Source organism: Streptomyces bikiniensis (genome assembly GCF_000716625.1).
GTDB classification, from domain to species: Bacteria; Actinomycetota; Actinomycetes; order Streptomycetales; family Streptomycetaceae; genus Streptomyces; species Streptomyces bikiniensis.
Window position 1 is genome coordinate 14,544 of the sequence record NZ_JNXJ01000008.1, and the last position, 14,608, is coordinate 29,151.

15 protein-coding genes and 2 pseudogenes are annotated in these 14,608 nt (G+C 72.0%); 7 read left to right on the forward strand and 10 right to left on the reverse strand.

The window, feature by feature from the left end; genetic code table 11:
• Nucleotides 1-37: 37 nt before the first annotated feature.
• The 4 genes and pseudogenes from OO47_RS34745 to OO47_RS07500 form a co-directional block, all read right to left on the reverse strand.
• Nucleotides 38-972, reverse strand: a pseudogene (locus OO47_RS34745) (IS5 family transposase).
• A gap of 103 nt (nt 973-1,075) precedes the next feature.
• On the reverse strand, nt 1,076-1,414 hold the full coding sequence (locus OO47_RS07490) for a VOC family protein (protein WP_030208503.1): 339 nt from the start codon (nt 1,412-1,414) through the stop codon (nt 1,076-1,078).
• 25 nt (nt 1,415-1,439) lie between these two features.
• Nucleotides 1,440-3,851: an HAD-IC family P-type ATPase gene (locus OO47_RS07495; protein WP_030208505.1), complete on the reverse strand. Its 2,412-nt coding sequence runs from the start codon at nt 3,849-3,851 to the stop codon at nt 1,440-1,442.
• Between the two features lie 173 nt (nt 3,852-4,024).
• The gene (locus OO47_RS07500) at nt 4,025-4,300 is read right to left on the reverse strand and encodes a DUF2530 domain-containing protein (protein WP_030208507.1); all 276 of its coding nucleotides are present in this window, start codon (nt 4,298-4,300) and stop codon (nt 4,025-4,027) included.
• Between the two features lie 145 nt (nt 4,301-4,445).
• On the opposite strand from OO47_RS07500, the gene OO47_RS07505 reads away from it, so the two are divergent.
• Nucleotides 4,446-5,897 carry an NCS2 family permease gene (locus tag OO47_RS07505; RefSeq protein WP_030208511.1) on the forward strand — a complete coding sequence of 484 codons (1,452 nt, stop codon included), beginning with the start codon at nt 4,446-4,448 and terminating at the stop codon, nt 5,895-5,897.
• Here the strand turns inward: OO47_RS07505 and OO47_RS07510 are convergent.
• Nucleotides 5,867-6,121, reverse strand: coding sequence for a hypothetical protein (locus OO47_RS07510; RefSeq protein WP_037664927.1), 255 nt, complete (start codon nt 6,119-6,121; stop codon nt 5,867-5,869). The genes OO47_RS07505 and OO47_RS07510 overlap by 31 nt on opposite strands.
• Before the next feature lie 212 nt (nt 6,122-6,333).
• Here OO47_RS07510 and OO47_RS07515 point away from each other — a divergent pair, with 212 nt between their 5' ends.
• Nucleotides 6,334-6,777, forward strand: coding sequence for a MarR family winged helix-turn-helix transcriptional regulator (locus OO47_RS07515; protein WP_030208515.1), 444 nt, complete (start codon nt 6,334-6,336; stop codon nt 6,775-6,777).
• Between the two features lie 26 nt (nt 6,778-6,803).
• Nucleotides 6,804-8,141, forward strand: a complete 1,338-nt coding sequence (locus OO47_RS07520; RefSeq protein ID WP_030208518.1) for an MFS transporter — start codon at nt 6,804-6,806, stop codon at nt 8,139-8,141.
• 141 nt (nt 8,142-8,282) lie between these two features.
• Here OO47_RS07520 and OO47_RS07525 read toward each other — a convergent pair whose 3' ends face one another.
• Together OO47_RS07525 and OO47_RS07530 are read right to left on the reverse strand one after the other, a co-directional pair.
• A complete protein-coding gene (locus tag OO47_RS07525) occupies nt 8,283-8,783 on the reverse strand; it encodes a GNAT family N-acetyltransferase (protein WP_030208521.1) in 501 nt (166 codons plus the stop codon).
• Nucleotides 8,780-9,103 carry a hypothetical protein gene (locus tag OO47_RS07530; protein WP_063831885.1) on the reverse strand — a complete coding sequence of 108 codons (324 nt, stop codon included), beginning with the start codon at nt 9,101-9,103 and terminating at the stop codon, nt 8,780-8,782. Before OO47_RS07530 ends, OO47_RS07525 begins: the two co-directional genes overlap by 4 nt.
• A gap of 103 nt (nt 9,104-9,206) precedes the next feature.
• Here OO47_RS07530 and thpR point away from each other — a divergent pair, with 103 nt between their 5' ends.
• Both thpR and OO47_RS07540 read left to right on the forward strand, forming a co-directional pair.
• Nucleotides 9,207-9,785, forward strand: coding sequence for an RNA 2',3'-cyclic phosphodiesterase (gene thpR, locus OO47_RS07535; RefSeq protein WP_030208527.1), 579 nt, complete (start codon nt 9,207-9,209; stop codon nt 9,783-9,785).
• Nucleotides 9,786-9,924: 139 nt separating this feature from the next.
• Nucleotides 9,925-10,914 carry an aldo/keto reductase gene (locus tag OO47_RS07540; RefSeq protein WP_030208530.1) on the forward strand — a complete coding sequence of 330 codons (990 nt, stop codon included), beginning with the start codon at nt 9,925-9,927 and terminating at the stop codon, nt 10,912-10,914.
• 11 nt (nt 10,915-10,925) lie between these two features.
• On the opposite strand, the gene OO47_RS07545 is transcribed toward OO47_RS07540, so the two are convergent.
• The 3 genes from OO47_RS07545 to OO47_RS07555 all read right to left on the reverse strand — a co-directional run bounded on the left by OO47_RS07545 (nt 10,926) and on the right by OO47_RS07555 (nt 13,318).
• Nucleotides 10,926-11,618 carry a GDSL-type esterase/lipase family protein gene (locus tag OO47_RS07545; protein ID WP_030208532.1) on the reverse strand — a complete coding sequence of 231 codons (693 nt, stop codon included), beginning with the start codon at nt 11,616-11,618 and terminating at the stop codon, nt 10,926-10,928.
• A gap of 73 nt (nt 11,619-11,691) precedes the next feature.
• Nucleotides 11,692-12,378, reverse strand: a complete 687-nt coding sequence (locus OO47_RS07550; RefSeq protein WP_030208534.1) for a class I SAM-dependent methyltransferase — start codon at nt 12,376-12,378, stop codon at nt 11,692-11,694.
• Nucleotides 12,379-12,463: 85 nt separating this feature from the next.
• On the reverse strand, nt 12,464-13,318 hold the full coding sequence (locus OO47_RS07555) for an alpha/beta fold hydrolase (protein ID WP_030208537.1): 855 nt from the start codon (nt 13,316-13,318) through the stop codon (nt 12,464-12,466).
• A gap of 70 nt (nt 13,319-13,388) precedes the next feature.
• On the opposite strand from OO47_RS07555, the gene OO47_RS07560 reads away from it, so the two are divergent.
• Both OO47_RS07560 and OO47_RS34750 read left to right on the forward strand, forming a co-directional pair.
• Entirely contained in the window at nt 13,389-14,399 is a 1,011-nt protein-coding gene (locus tag OO47_RS07560) for a membrane protein (RefSeq protein ID WP_030208539.1), read from the forward strand.
• Nucleotides 14,400-14,413: 14 nt separating this feature from the next.
• Nucleotides 14,414-14,578, forward strand: a pseudogene (locus tag OO47_RS34750) (ABC transporter permease); the annotation flags it as partial.
• Nucleotides 14,579-14,608 lie beyond the last annotated feature (30 nt).

The following is a 14,608-nucleotide window of genomic DNA, read 5'->3' on the forward strand; positions in this document are numbered from 1 at the left end:
GTTCTCGTCCTCCACGCATGAAGCGATGCTTCTCCGATCAGGAGCGGAGCCAAATGACGATGGCTGCGAGCGTCACCGTGCCGAGGAAGACGTAACCGCGCTTGTCATAGCGCGTGGCCACGGCTCGAAAGCTCTTGAGTTTGTTGATCGCCCGCTCGACAACGTTGCGCTTTTTGTACCGCTCCCCGTCGAACCCGGGAGGCCGACCGCCACAGGAGCCGCGTTTGACGCGGTTGGCCGCTTGGTCGTCCTTCTCGGGAATGACATGGCGGATGCCTCGTTTGCGCAGGTAGGACCGCGTGCGTCGATTGCTGTATGCCTTATCGGCGCTCACGCTGTCAGGCCGCGTGCGGGGCCGCCCGGCGCCAGTTCGGGGAACACGGATCTCCTCCATGACCGGTTCGAACTGAGTGCAGTCCGCCCACTGTCCGGGCGTGATCAACAGGGACAGCGGGCGGCACCTGCCGTCGGCACTCAGGTGAACCTTGGTGGTGAACCCGCCGCGCGACCGGCCCAGCCCTTCACCTTCCGCACCACCTCCACCAGGTGGGCAGCCAGCCCGCTCCCCGCAGGCTCGATCTGATGTCCCATCGCCTGCTCCCCTTTTGAGCGTCGGGGAGGCGGCAGCGCCTTGCGCGCGCCAGCCGCGTGGTGGTGGGCCCGCACCACCGTAGAGTCGACCGAGATGTCCCAGTCGATATCGCCCGCGGCATCCGCAGTAGCCTGGATCTGCTGCAGTAGCCGCTCCCAGGTCCCATCGGCCGACCATTTCAGGAGCCGCTTGTGGACGGTCTTCCACGGGCCGAACCGCTCCGGCAGGTCACGCCATTGCACCCCGGTACGAATCCGGTGAAGGACACCGTTGATCACCTGTCGGTGGTCTCGCCACCTACCGCAACGTCCGCTGCTCACCGGTAGGAGCGGCTCCAGTCGAGCCCATTCCGCGTCCGTCAGATCACCGCGACCAGTCATACCAAGCTAACGATCCGATGATCGGAGAGACATGACCTAGGGGGCGTCCGGCGGTCCATGGCCGGGGCCGCGGCGCCGTACCCCGGGTCGTGGAGCACCGGTCTCAGAGCGGCCCGCCGCCCAGGCCGATCTCGTTGCCGTCCGCGTCCCGGTAGGTCACCTTGGTCACGGTGTCGTAGGTCTCGCGTCGCACGGGTTCGAGGCCCTGGCGGGCGAGTTCGGCGACCCGGGCGTCCAGGTCGTCGACGAAGGTCGTGAGGAGGGCGTTCCCCGCGCGTTCGCGGTCCTCGACGACGTAGGCGTAGCGGCCCTCGGCGAGCTGCCACACCGCCTCCGTGTCGTGCGGCAGGAACGAGGGCCGGGCGCCGAAGAGGCGTTCGTACCAGGGCAGGGCCGTGGTGTAGTCGGTCACGGGGATGCCCGCGAAGAGTTCCGTGGTCATGTCGTCCTCCAGAAGATCCGTTCGGCTACGCCGGGAACCTCCGGTCCACCCAGCGCCAGGCGACCTCCAGCAGGGCCGCGCCCGTCGCCGCGATCGCGACCGCCGCCCAGGGCATCGTCGTGCCGACCAGCTTCAGGGCGAAGAAGTCCTGGAGCCAGGGGACGACGAGGACCAGGAGGAAGGCGCCGGCCATGGTGGCGACCAGGGCGAGGCGCCACCAGGTGTAGGGGCGGGCGATGATCGCGAGGACCCAGAGGGAGACCAGGAAGAGGGTCAGGGTCGCCGCGCTGGTCTCGGCGCCCAGGGCGTCCGCGCCGCTGTAGTGGTGCCGGGCCAGGAGGTACGTGGTGAAGGTGGCCGCCGCCGCGACGACCCCGCCCGGGATCGCGTACCGCATCACCCGGCGCACGAAGTGCGGCTTCGCCCGCTCCTTGTTCGGGGCCAGGGCCAGGAAGAAGGCCGGGACGCCGATCGTCAGGGTGGACAGCAGGGTCAGGTGGCGGGGCAGGAAGGGGTACTCCACCTGGGAGCAGACCACGAGGACCGCGAGCAGCACCGAGTACACCGTCTTCGTCAGGAAGAGGGTCGCCACGCGCGTGATGTTGCCGATGACCCGGCGCCCCTCCGCCACCACCGACGGCAGCGTCGCGAAGGAGTTGTTCAGGAGGACGATCTGCGCGACCGCCCTCGTCGCCTCCGAGCCCGAGCCCATCGAGACGCCGATGTCCGCGTCCTTCAGGGCCAGGACGTCGTTCACGCCGTCCCCGGTCATCGCGACCGTGTGCCCCTTCGACTGGAGCGCCGCCACCATGTCCCGCTTCTGCTGCGGGGTGACCCGGCCGAAGACCGCGTTCTCCTCCAGCACCTCCGCCATCTTCTCCCGGTCCTCCGGGAGCGTGCGGGCGTCCACCGTGTGCTCCGCCCCCGGCAGCTCCAGCTTCCCGGCCACCGCGCCCACCGAGACCGCGTTGTCGCCGGAGATGACCTTGGTGGCGACGTCCTGGTCGGCGAAGTACGCCAGGGTGTCGGACGCGTCCGGGCGCAGCCGCTGCTCCAGGACCACCAGCGCGGTCGGGCGGGCCGCCTCCGCCGCCCCGGGGGCGCCGGGCGCGCGGTCCGTACGGGCCAGGAGGAGGACCCGCAGGCCCTGCTCGTTCAGGTGGTCGGTCTCGGCGAGCGCCGGGTCGCCGGCCTCCAGGAGCACGTCCGGGGCGCCCAGCAGCCACGACGACTCCGCGCCGCCGCCCTCCTCGAACGTCGCGCCGCTGTACTTGCGGGCCGAGGAGAACGGCAGCGCCTCCGCGCAGCGCCACCCGTCCGCGTCCGGGTAGGCCTCGATGATCGCCCGGAGGGACGCGTTCGGGTGCGGGTCGGACGCGCCGAGCGCGCCCAGGACCTTCCGTACGTGCGCCTCGTCCGTGCCGGTGCCGAGCGGGCGCAGCTCCGTCACGTCCATGCCGCCCTCGGTCAGCGTGCCCGTCTTGTCCAGGCACACGACGTCCACCCGCGCCAGGCCCTCGATCGCCGGCAGCTCCTGGACCAGGCACTGCTTGCGGCCGAGGCGGACCACGCCGATCGCGAAGGCCACGGAGGTGAGGAGGACGAGGCCCTCCGGGATCATCGGGACGATGCCGCCGACGGTCCGGGCGATCGAGTCCTTGAGGTTGGTCTCCTTGACGATCAGCTGGCTGATGATCAGACCGGTTGCGGTCGGGACCATCATCCACGTCACGTACTTGAGGATCGTGGAGATGCCGCTGCGCAGTTCGGAGTGGACGAGCGTGAAGCGCGACGCCTCCTCCGCGAGCTGCGCCGCGTACGCCTCGCGGCCGACCTTCGTGGCCGTGAACGCGCCGCCGCCCGCCACCACGAACGAGCCCGACATCATGGTGTCGCCCGGCTTCTTCACCACCGGGTCCGCCTCGCCGGTGAGCAGGGACTCGTCCACCTCCAGGCTGTCGGCCTCCGCCACCACCCCGTCCACGACGACCTTGTCCCCGGGCCCCAGCTCGATCAGGTCCCCCAGGACGATCTCCGAGGTGGACAGCTCGGCGGCGGTCCCGTCGCGCCGGACCCTCGGCTTGGCCTCGCCGATGACGGCGAGCCCGTCGAGGGTCTTCTTGGCGCGGAGCTCCTGGATGATGCCGATGCCGGTGTTCGCGACGATCACGAAGCCGAAGAGGCTGTCCTGGATCGGCGCGACGAAGAGCATGATCACCCACAGGACGCCGATGATCGCGTTGAAGCGGGTGAAGACGTTGGCCCGGACGATGTCGACGGCCGAACGGGAACTCCGTACGGGGACGTCGTTGACCTCTCCGCGCGCGACCCGCTCCGCGACCTCGGCGGAGGTGAGCCCGGCCGGGCGGTGCTCGACGGGCGGTCCGCCCCCTGCCGTCCCGCTGCTGTCGGTGTCGATCTTCGCCCGCTGCGTCATGCTCTCGACGGTACGACCGGAAGGGGGCGTTCACCTGCCGGAGAGGGGGATATGGGGGTGGGGATCGGACCCTGGGGGGACGGGGGGTGGTCCTGTGGGACTACGTCGGTGTCGCTTCCGGTGTTCTTCCCGGCGCCGGTGTTCTTGCCGGTGCCGGGTGGGGCAGGGTGGGGTTACGGGGTCGGCCGTCCCCCGGCCTCCCGCGCCGCCGCGTGCCGCTTGAGCGCCGCGTCGCGCTTCCGCACGTACCAGATGCCGATGAGGCCGAGGCCCGCGCCGGCCAGGCAGGTCCACACCCACCAGGTCAGGTCCCGGTCGTCGAACCAGCCGTAGAAGGGGACCTGGACGAGGAAGAGGACGAACCAGAGGATCGTTCCGCCGGTGATGGTGGCGACGACGGGCCCTTCCAGGGGCTCGGGTGCCTCGTGCTTCGGTGTCCACTTCGCCATGGGGGCCAGTCTAGGTGGCCCGAATTCTTGTCTACGCGCGGAGATGGACGCTCGCTCGTTCATGTGTTCATACTGAAACGGTTTGCCTGTGGCGGGTTTTCTTCGTACGAACCGCCAAAACGGACACTTTCCTACGAGGACTCCCATGAGCACCACGGCCACCGCCAAGGCCCCTTCCCCCGAGCCGTCCGGTTCCCCCGAACCGTCCTCCGGACTCGACCGCTTCTTCAGGATCTCCGAGCGCGGCTCGACCGTCGCCCGCGAGGTCCGCGGCGGCTTCGCCACCTTCTTCGCGATGGCCTACATCATCGTGCTGAACCCGATCATCCTCGGCAGCGCCAAGGACATGTACGGGCACCAGCTCGACGGCGGCCAGCTCGTCACCGCCACCGTCCTCACGGCGGCGTTCACGACCCTCCTCATGGGCGTCATCGGCAACGTGCCGATCGCCCTCGCCGCCGGCCTCGGCGTCAACACCGTCGTCGCGCTCCAGCTCGCGCCCCGGATGTCCTGGCCCGACGCCATGGGCATGGTCGTCCTCGCCGGCATCGTCGTGATGCTGCTCGTCGCGACCGGACTGCGCGAGCGCGTCATGAGCGCCGTCCCGGCCGGGCTCCGCAAGGGCATCGCGATCGGCATCGGCCTCTTCATCATGCTGATCGGCCTCGTGGACTCGGGCTTCGTCTCCCGCATCCCCGACGCCGCGCACACCACCGTCCCGCTCCAGCTCGGCGGCGACGGCCACCTCACCGGCTGGCCGGTCCTCGTCTTCGCCCTGGGCGTGCTGCTCACCCTCGCGCTGATCGTCCGCAAGGTCCCCGGCGCCATCCTCATCTCGATCGTCGTCATGACGATCGTCGCCATGGTGATCAACGCGGTGGCCGACGTCCCGTCCTGGGGCCTGACCACCCCGGAGTGGCCCGGCAACCCGGTCGCCTCGCCCGACTTCGGCCTCTTCTGGGAGTTCAGCCTCTTCGGCGGCTTCCACAAGGTCGGCGTCCTGACCGGCGTCCTCTTCGTCTTCACCGTGCTGCTGTCCTGCTTCTTCGACGCCATGGGCACGATCCTCGGCGTCGGCGACGAGGCCGGGCTGACGGACAAGGACGGGAACTTCCCCGGCATCAACAAGGTGCTCCTCGTGGACGGCCTGGCCGTCGCCTCCGGCGGCGCGACCTCGTCCTCCGCCACCACCTGCTTCGTGGAGTCCACGGCCGGCGTCGGCGAGGGGGCCAGGACCGGCCTCGCCTCCGTGGTCACCGGCGGTCTCTTCTCTGTGGCGCTGTTCCTCACGCCGCTGGCCACGATGGTCCCGTCCCAGGCCGCCACCCCCGCGCTGCTCGCGGTCGGCTTCCTGATCATGGCCGGTTCGGTCAGGGACATCGACTGGAGCGACTTCACCATCGCGGTGCCGGCGTTCCTGGCCATGGTGATGATGCCGTTCACGTACTCGATCACGAACGGCATCGGCATCGGCTTCATCGCCTTCAGCGTGCTGCGGCTCGCGGCCGGCCGGGGCCGCGAGGTCCCGGTGGCCATGTACGTCGTGTCGGCGGTGTTCGTCTTCTACTACGCGATGCCGGCGCTCGGCCTCACGTGATCCCGGGGCGGGGCGGGAGCCTCTTCCCGCCCCGCCTCCGTCCCCTCCGCGCCGTAGAACTTCTCCGTCTCGTCGACGGCGGTCTTGAACCGCTCGTCGAAATCCTCGCGAATGAGCGTCCGGGCCACGTAGTCCTGGACGCTCATTCCTCTTTTCGCGGCGTGACTCCTGAGCCGGTCGAGCAGCTCACCGTCGATGCGCAGGCTGAGCACTGTCGATCCCATGCCGTCAGGGTCGGGGCAGCCGGTGCTTCTTTGCGTCACTTTCTGGATCCGACTCACTCGTTCGGGTGATACATGGATGCCGAAGCGTGATCCGTGTCCGTGTGTGTTGTCGCGGGTGGGGGGCGTGGGGGCGGGGGCGGAGCGTGTGATGCGTGCGACGTCGGTCGGGCTCCGGTGGTATTTAGGTAGAGTAATGAGTTAAGCTAACGAACATGCCTGACCTGTCCCACGGCACCGCCGACGACGTCGCGGCCGTGAACGCGCTCCGCTCCTCCGTCATGCGGCTGGGCCGACGCCTCAAGCACCAGCGCGTCGACGAATCGCTGAGCCCCACCGAGATGTCGGTGCTCGGCACCCTGTCGCTCTGCGGCTCCGCGACCCCCGGCGAGCTGGCCCGCAAGGAGCACGTCCAGCCGCCCTCGATGACCCGCATCGTCGCGCTGCTCGAAGCCAAGGGACTGGTCCGGCTGGAGCCGCACCCCGACGACCGCCGGCAGAAGGTGGTCAGCCAGACCGAGCAGGCCGAGGCCATGCTGGAGGAGTCCCGCCGCAAGCGGAACGCCTGGCTGGCCGCGCTCGCCGAGGGTCTGGACGAGGACGAATGGGCCACGCTGCGCGCGGCCGCCCCCGTCCTGGAGAAGCTCGCACACCTGTAGACCACGAGCCGAGGAGGCGACGCACTTTGAGTACGGGACCCGGAGCAGACTCCGCACCCGTCCACAAACCCGATACCCGTACCCGCCGGGGCGGGGAGACCTTCTCCTCGCTCAGGATCCGGAACTACCGGCTGTTCTTCACCGGAGCGATCGTCTCCAACACCGGTACGTGGATGGCCCGGATCACGCAGGACTGGCTCGTCCTGAGCCTCACCGGCTCGGCCGCCGCCGTCGGCATCACGACGGCCCTCCAGTTCCTGCCGATGCTGCTCTTCGGCCTGTACGGCGGTGTCGTCGCCGACCGGTACCCGAAGCGGCAGCTCCTCCTCGTCAGCCAGGCGGCCCTCGGGCTGTGTGGCGTCGCGCTCGCCGCGCTGACCCTGTCCGGGCACGTGCAGGTGTGGCACGTGTACCTGATCGCCTTTCTGCTGGGCATGGTCACCGTCGTCGACAATCCGGCGCGGCAGTCCTTCGTGTCCGAGATGGTCGGGCCCGAGCAGCTCCGCAACGCCGTTTCGCTGAACTCCGCCAACTTCCAGTCCGCCCGGCTCGTCGGGCCCGCCGTCGCCGGTGTTCTCATCGCCGGGGTCGGGAGTGGGTGGGCCTTCCTGCTGAACGGTCTGTCCTTCGTCGCGCCGGTCGTCAGCCTGCTGCTCATGCGGACCGGTGAGCTCCACAGGGTGGAGCGGGTGCCCCGGGGGAAGGGGCAGCTGCGGGAAGGGCTGCGGTACGTCGCCGGGCGGCCCGATCTGGTGTGGCCCATCGTGCTGGTCGGGTTCGTCGGGACCTTCGGGTTCAACTTTCCGATCTGGCTCACCGCGTTCTCCGGCGAGGTCTTCCACGTCGGTGCCGGTACGTACGGGTTCCTCAACACGCTGATGGCCGTCGGGTCGCTCGTGGGTGCCCTCGCGGCGGCCCGGCGCGGGTCCACCCGGCTGCGGATGCTCGTGATCGCGGCGGGCGTCTTCGGTGTGCTGGAGGTCGTCGCCGCCCTGTCGCCGGCGTTCTGGCTGTTCGCGTTGCTGCTCGTGCCGATCGGCATGATCGGGCTCACGGTCAACGTCACCGCCAACTCCGCCGTGCAGATGGCCACCGACCCCGCGATGCGGGGGCGGGTGATGAGCCTCTACATGATGGTCTTCGCCGGGGGGACGCCCATCGGTGCGCCGCTGCTCGGGTGGGTCACCGACGCGTACGGCGCTCGGATCGGCTTTGCCGCGGGCGGGCTGATCTCGCTCGCCGCGGCCGTTGTCGTCGGGCTCGTGCTCGCCCGGGTCGGGGGGCTCAAGGTCGCCGTGGGGTGGCGGCGGGGGCATCCGCAGGTCCGGTTCGTGGCGCGGGAGCGTCTGACGACTGCGGCGTAGTTCTCGGGGCGTGGGTGACGGGTCCGGGGCCTCCGGGGGGAGGGGGTGCCCGGGCCGCGTCCCACCACGCTTCGCGGGTTCAGGACGCCTTTACGCCCGGACGCCCCCCGCTCCGGCCCCGCCCCCTCCCGTACGTCGTCGTCAGACCCGCCGCTCCAGGATCTGGCCCTGCCAGTCGCCCACGGCGAAGGTGTCCGCGCGGGTGAAGCCCTGCTTCTCGTAGTACGCGATCAGGCGGCCCTCGCTGCCCGCGAAGCAGTCCACGCGGAGGAGCGAGACGTTCTTGCGGCGGGTTTCCCCGGCGGCGTGCCGGAGGAGGGCCGCTCCCACGCCGTGGTGGTGGAAGTTCCCGTCCGTCGCCAGGAGGCGCACGTAGACCTCCGGTTCGGGTGCGGGGGGCACGTGCTTGCCCGGGTGGGGGGTCAGGGTCATCGTGCCCGCCGGTGTGCCGTCGATCTCCGCCATCCAGAGGTCGCCCTCGGCCACCGTCTCCTCGACCTGCCGTACGGCGGCGGGGCGGGCCGTGAAGGGTTCGGTGCCCCACTGGGCGGTGATGTCCTTGTCGTTCAGCCAGGTGACGGCGCTGTCCAGGATGGCCAGTACGGCGGGTATGTCTTCCGGGCCGCCCTTGCGGATCCTCATGGGGTGAGGGTAGGCGGTCGGGGGGCGGGTTCCGCACGCACGGCGCGGTGGTGGAGGCGCCGGTGCCACTCGTCGGCGTCCGGGCCGGGGTCGGTGGCCAGGACCGGGCCCGGGGCGGTCTCGATGAGGTGGAGGAGCGACCAGGCGACGCCGTAGCAGTCGTCCGGTCCGAAGCAGGAGACGAGCGCCCGGGCCTCTTCCGCGGTGACCGGCGCCGAGATCGCGTCGAGCTGCCGTACGCGCCTGTCGATCTCCTCTTCGCTCGCGTCCCAGTCGGGGAGCGGGCCGTCGGCCACGAACGCCTGCACTTCGGGTCTCATGGGCCGATGATCGGCCGGTCTCGTCGTCGCGGGCAAGCCGTCCTCCCTTTACTGGTCAAGTCGCGCCCGTCGGCGGGGACCGGGCGGTGCCACACTTCTCCGTATGAGGCTCTTCGCCGCCGTGCTGCCGCCCCCGGAGCGGTTGGACGAGCTCGGGTGCGTGGTCGACCGGTTGCGGGGATCGCCCGGGGGCGGGGGAGTGCGGTGGACCTCGCGGGAGGGGTGGCACCTCACGCTCGCCTTCATGGGGGAGGTGGACGAAGCCCTGCTGCCCGGGTTGCGGGTGCGGCTCGAGCGGGCCGCTTCCCGTACGCCCGTCTTCCCGTTGCGGCTGCGCGGGGGCGGGCACTTCGGGCGGCGGACGCTGTGGGCCGGGGTCGCCGGGGACCTGGACACGCTGCGGCTCCTCGCCGAGCGGTCCGACGCGGCCGCGCGCCGGGCCGGGATCGCGAGGGAGGAGCACCGCCGGTACCGGGCCCATCTGACCGTCGGGAGGGGGCAGGGGGCCGATGTGGGGCCCTTCCTGGGCGTGCTCGACGGGTTCGAGGGCGGCCGGTGGGAGGTGGGGGAGCTGGTTCTCGTGCGGTCCGAGCTGCCGGTGAGCGGGGTGCGGGGGGAGCGGCCCCGGTACGAGACGGTCGGATCGTGGCCCCTGGGAGGGGGCGGAAGCGGGGCGGGTTAACCTCGGAGCGTGGACCCGAAGACTCGCAACCGGATCATGGCCGGTGCCCTCGTACTGATGTTCGTCGTCGTTGCCGTGGCGTCGGTGGTCGGCCAGTAGGCTTGCCTGGAGTGCGCTCCAGGTAGTTGGCTGGTGACTCATGGAGTACACGCAGCTCGGACGCACCGGACTCAAGGTCAGCCGACTCGTCCTCGGCACGATGAACTTCGGACCCCGGACGGACGAGGCCACCAGCCACGCGATCATGGACGCGGCGCTGGACGCCGGCCTCAACTTCTTCGACACCGCCAACGTGTACGGAGGGGCCGAGAACAAGGGGTGGACGGAGGAGATCGTCGGCTCCTGGTTCGCCAAGGGCGGCGGTCGCCGGGACCGTACCGTCATCGCCACCAAGGTGTACGGGAACATGGCGGGCGCCGGGGAGGCCTGGCCCAATCACGACAAGCTCTCGGCGGTGAACATCCGGCGGGCCGTGGAGGGCAGCCTCCGGCGGCTCGGGACCGACCACATCGACCTGTACCAGTTCCACCACGTCGACCGCGCCACTCCCTTCGAGGAGATCTGGCAGGCCGTCGACGTGCTCGTCCAGCAGGGGAAGATCCTTTACGCGGGGTCGTCCAACTTCCCCGGGTACAAGATCGCCCAGGCCAACGAGATCGCCGCGCGGCGCGGAAGCCTCGGGCTCGTGAGCGAGCAGTGTCTGTACAACCTCTTCGAGCGGCGGGCCGAGATGGAGGTCCTTCCGGCCGCGCGGGAGTACGGGCTCGGGGTCATCCCCTGGTCGCCGCTGCACGGCGGGCTGCTCGGCGGGGTCCTGAAGAAGGAGGCCGGGGGCGGGCGGCGCACGGAGGGGCGCGCGGCGGCCACGCTCGCCGACCCGGCCGCGCGGGCGCAGCTCCAGGCGTACGAGGACCTGCTCGACAAGCACGGGCTCGCCCCCGGGGAGACCGCCCTGGCGTGGCTGCTCACCCGGCCCGGTGTGACGGGGCCGATCGTGGGGCCCCGGACCCCGGAGCAGCTGGCCGGCGCGCTGCGGGCCCTGGAGGTCGAGCTGGGCGAGGAGCTGCTGGCCGCGCTCGACGAGATCTTCCCCGGTCCCGGACCTTCGCCGGAGGCCTTCGCCTGGTGACGGTCCGGCCGTCAGGGGGCGGGCGCGTACGGGCCGCCCAGCCCCCACGCCTGGTGCATGGCGTCCGCGAAGGCCGCCGCCAGCTTGTGTTCGCCGGTGGGGCCCGGGTGGGTGCCGTCGTAGGTGTCGGCGGAGAGGGCGTACGACTCCGGGACCGTCCCCAGGAGGAGCGGGGAGGCGGGTGAGTCCAGGTCGGCGACGGCCTTCGCGAGGAGGTCGTTGAAGCGGGCGCACTCGGCGGCGAAAGGGGCGTCGTAGGTGGCGCGGACGTTCGGGATGACCGGGAGGAGGACCGCCCGGACGCGCGGGTTCGCGGCGCGGGCGGCTCCGACGAAGGCCCGGACGTTCTCGTCCGTCTGGTCGCTGTTCGTGTAGAAGCCCAGGTCGATCAGGCCGAGGGAGACGAGGAGGACGTCCGCCCCGGTCGCCGCGACCGTCTCCCCGATCACCGGCGCCATGTGCAGCCAGCCCTCGCCCCAGCCGGCCAGGTGACGGCGGGCGGGGGCGGGGAAGTCCGGGGCGGCGTACGCCTCGGCGGCGTGGGGGCCCCCGGGGTCCTCCGGGTCGTACAGGCCCGTCCGGGGGCCCACGATCTCGTACCCGCCCGGGAGCACGGCCTCCAGGTGCTGCCACATCCGGTAGCGCCAGGTCCAGTCGCCGGCGCGTCCGATGGTCATGCTGTCGCCGACGAACAGAAAACGCATGGTCACATCATCGCGGATCGTGCGCCGGGGCTTGTTGTGATCCGGGGCACCCCCCCCGGGATCCGTCCGGGCGTCAGCGCAGGCGGCGGGCCCGCAGGACGACGTCGTCGGTGTGGTGGGCGCCCGCGCCGCCCTCCGGCACCACGCGGGGCCGCTCCTCGTCCACCTCGATCCGCCAGTCGTCGCCGAGGAGCGCGGCGACCATCGAGGGCCACACGTAGGCGGCGGGGTCGAAGGCGTCGTCCTGTCGTTCGGCGTGGTGCCCGTCCATGCCCGCGTGGTGGACGAGCAGGAGGACGCCGCCGGGCGCGACGGCGTCGAGCAGGGCGCGCTCGGCCGCCGAGTCCGGTGTGCGGAGCAGCGCCGGGTACTGCGCGGAGACCAGGTCGAAGGAGGCGGGCGGGAGCGCCGCCTCGACCAGTCCGGCGTGCACCCAGCGGACGTCGGCGCCGGCGTCCCGCGCGTGGGCGGCGGCCCGGGCGAGGGCCACCCCGGAGACCTCCAGGGCGGTGACGTCCCAGCCGGAGCGGGCGAGCCAGATGGCGTCCGCGCCCTCGCCGCAGCCGACGTCGAGCGCGCGGCCGGGGGAGAGGCCGGCGACCTCGGCGACGAGCGCCCCGTTGGGCCGCCCGCTCCAGAGCCGGTGGCGCTCGGAGTAGCGGGCGTCCCACGCGTCGCGCACGGCGGGGTCGCCGGCGTAGCCGTCGGTGGACGGCTCGGTGGAGGCGGGGAGGGCTTCTGCTGCGGTGTCGTCTGCCATGGGCCCACCGTCGCGCAGCGTTCGTGTGCCGGGCCAGTTCTGTTGCGGAAACGGCAAAGGGGCGGGGTCTGTTTCGCGGGGGGTCTCAGGCCGTGAGGAAGGTGTCCACCGCCTCCGTGAAGGCGTCCGGGGCGTCGTGCCACGGGAAGTGGCCCGCGCCGGCCAGGACGGCGAGCTCCGCCTTCGGGAACAGGGCCGCGTACGCGGCGGCCGTCGGCGGCGGGGTGTTCACGTCCCCCTGGCCCGCCACCACCAGGACCGGGCGGTCGAACTCCGCGAGCACCGCGCGCGTGGCGGGCGGGTCGTAGGCGCCCTCGCCGCCGTACGCCGCCGCGGCCCCGTCGTTGCGCCGCCGGTCGCCTGCGCCGTGCCGCTTCCGTGCCGCTTCGTCCCAGGTGCCGTGGAAGAACGGCGCGACCGCCCCGAACGCCTCCGCCGTACCGCGCCCCGCCGTGACCTCCTCAAGGGCCGCGTACGCCGGGCCGAACCACGGCTCCCCGCTCCGCAGCCGGGCCGTCGTCAGCCGCTCCTCCGGGGGCGTGTCGAGCCCCACCGCCGCCGTGCCCGGCGCGACGAGCACCAGACGGGCCACGCGGCCGGGGTGCCGGGTCACGTACAGCGCGGCCAGGTCGGCGCCCGCCGAGTGCCCGAGCAGGTCGACGGCGTCGAGGCCGAGGTGCGCCCGCAGCGCCTCCACGTCCTCCACCAGGCGGTCGCAGCGGTACGAGGCCGGGTCGGCCGGTACGGCGGACGCCCCCGTGCCCCGCGGGTCGAGGCGGACCAGGCGGCGGCGGGCCGCGAGGCCGCCGAGGCCGCCCAGGTGGGCGGAGTCCTGCATCGGGCCGCTGGGGAGGCAGAGCAGCGGGGCCCCGGGGCCGGACGCGGGGCCGGAGTCGTGGTACGCGAGTGCCGTGCCGTCGGGCGCGGTGAGGAAGGGCATGGGCGCGACCATGGCAGCGGATCCGATCATGGTCAACGGGTTACGGGCGCCCCGTGGCAGGCTTGGACGCATGCGATCTGCTCTGTGCGCCCTCGGTACGGCCGCGGCCCTGGTGCTGCTCCCGGCCGGTCATGCCCGCGCCGAAGGTCAGGAGCCCGACCGGGACTTCACGGTCCGGGACGCCCGGATCACCGAGTCCAGCGGCCTCGCCGCGAGCCGCGCCCATCCGGGGATCTACTGGACGCACAACGACCAGGACGCGCCCCTGATCTACGGCGTCGACTCCCGTACGGGGGAGACGGTCGCGACCCTGACCATGCAGGGGGTCGGCACCCCCCGGGACATGGAGGCGATCTCCGTCGGCCCCGACGGCGCCCTCTACGTCGGCGACGTCGGCGACAACCTCGACGGCTCCTGGGACCACGTCTGGATCTACCGCTTCCCCGAGCCGAAGGTCCTCGGGGACCAGAAGGTGGCGGCGGAGCAGTACGTCGTGAAGTACGCCGACGGCGCGCGCAACGCCGAGGCCCTGATGGTCCATCCGAAGACCGGCCGGGTGTACATCGCGAGCAAGAACGAGGACGGCGGCGGCCTGTACGCGGGGCCCGAACGCCTCTCCCGGTCCGGGACCAACGTCTTCCGGCGCGTGGCCGAGGTGCCGTGGGTGACCGACGGCGCCTTCTCGCCGGACGGCGAACGGCTCGTCCTGCGCGGCTACTTCGCCGCCCGGGAGTACGCCTGGAAGGACGGGCGGATCGAGGGGGAGGGGGTGTCCGTGGGGGTGCCCTTCCAGGGGCAGGCGGAGTCGGTGACGTACACGGCGGACGGCTCGGCCCTCATGTTCGGCTCGGAGGGGAAGGAGAGCCGGGTCCTGCGCGTGGACCCGCCGTCGGGCGGCGGCCGGGACGGGCAGGCCCCGGGCGGTGCCCCGGCCTCCCCCGGCGCCCCCTCCTCCGCGTCGCCGTCCGCGTCCGCCGCCCCGGGCCCCGGCGACCAGGGCGACGTGACCGTCGGCTTCCTCGTCCTCGCCGGCGCCACGCTCCTGGTGGTGGCGGGCAAGCGGCTCGTCAGGCGCCGCTGACCCTCTTCCTCCCCTCGTCCACCGTGACCGCCACCCGCGAGCTCTTCGGCGACCCGGGCGCGGGCGGCGGCTCCTGGGTCGAGCAGCACGCCGTCCTGATGGCCGTCGTCCGGCCGCTCGTCCTCGTGGCGCTCTTCCTGCCCCTCGCGGTCCGCCGCTACCAGGCCCTGAGCCGCTGACGTACACGGAGAAGGGCCCGGCACCGCGCG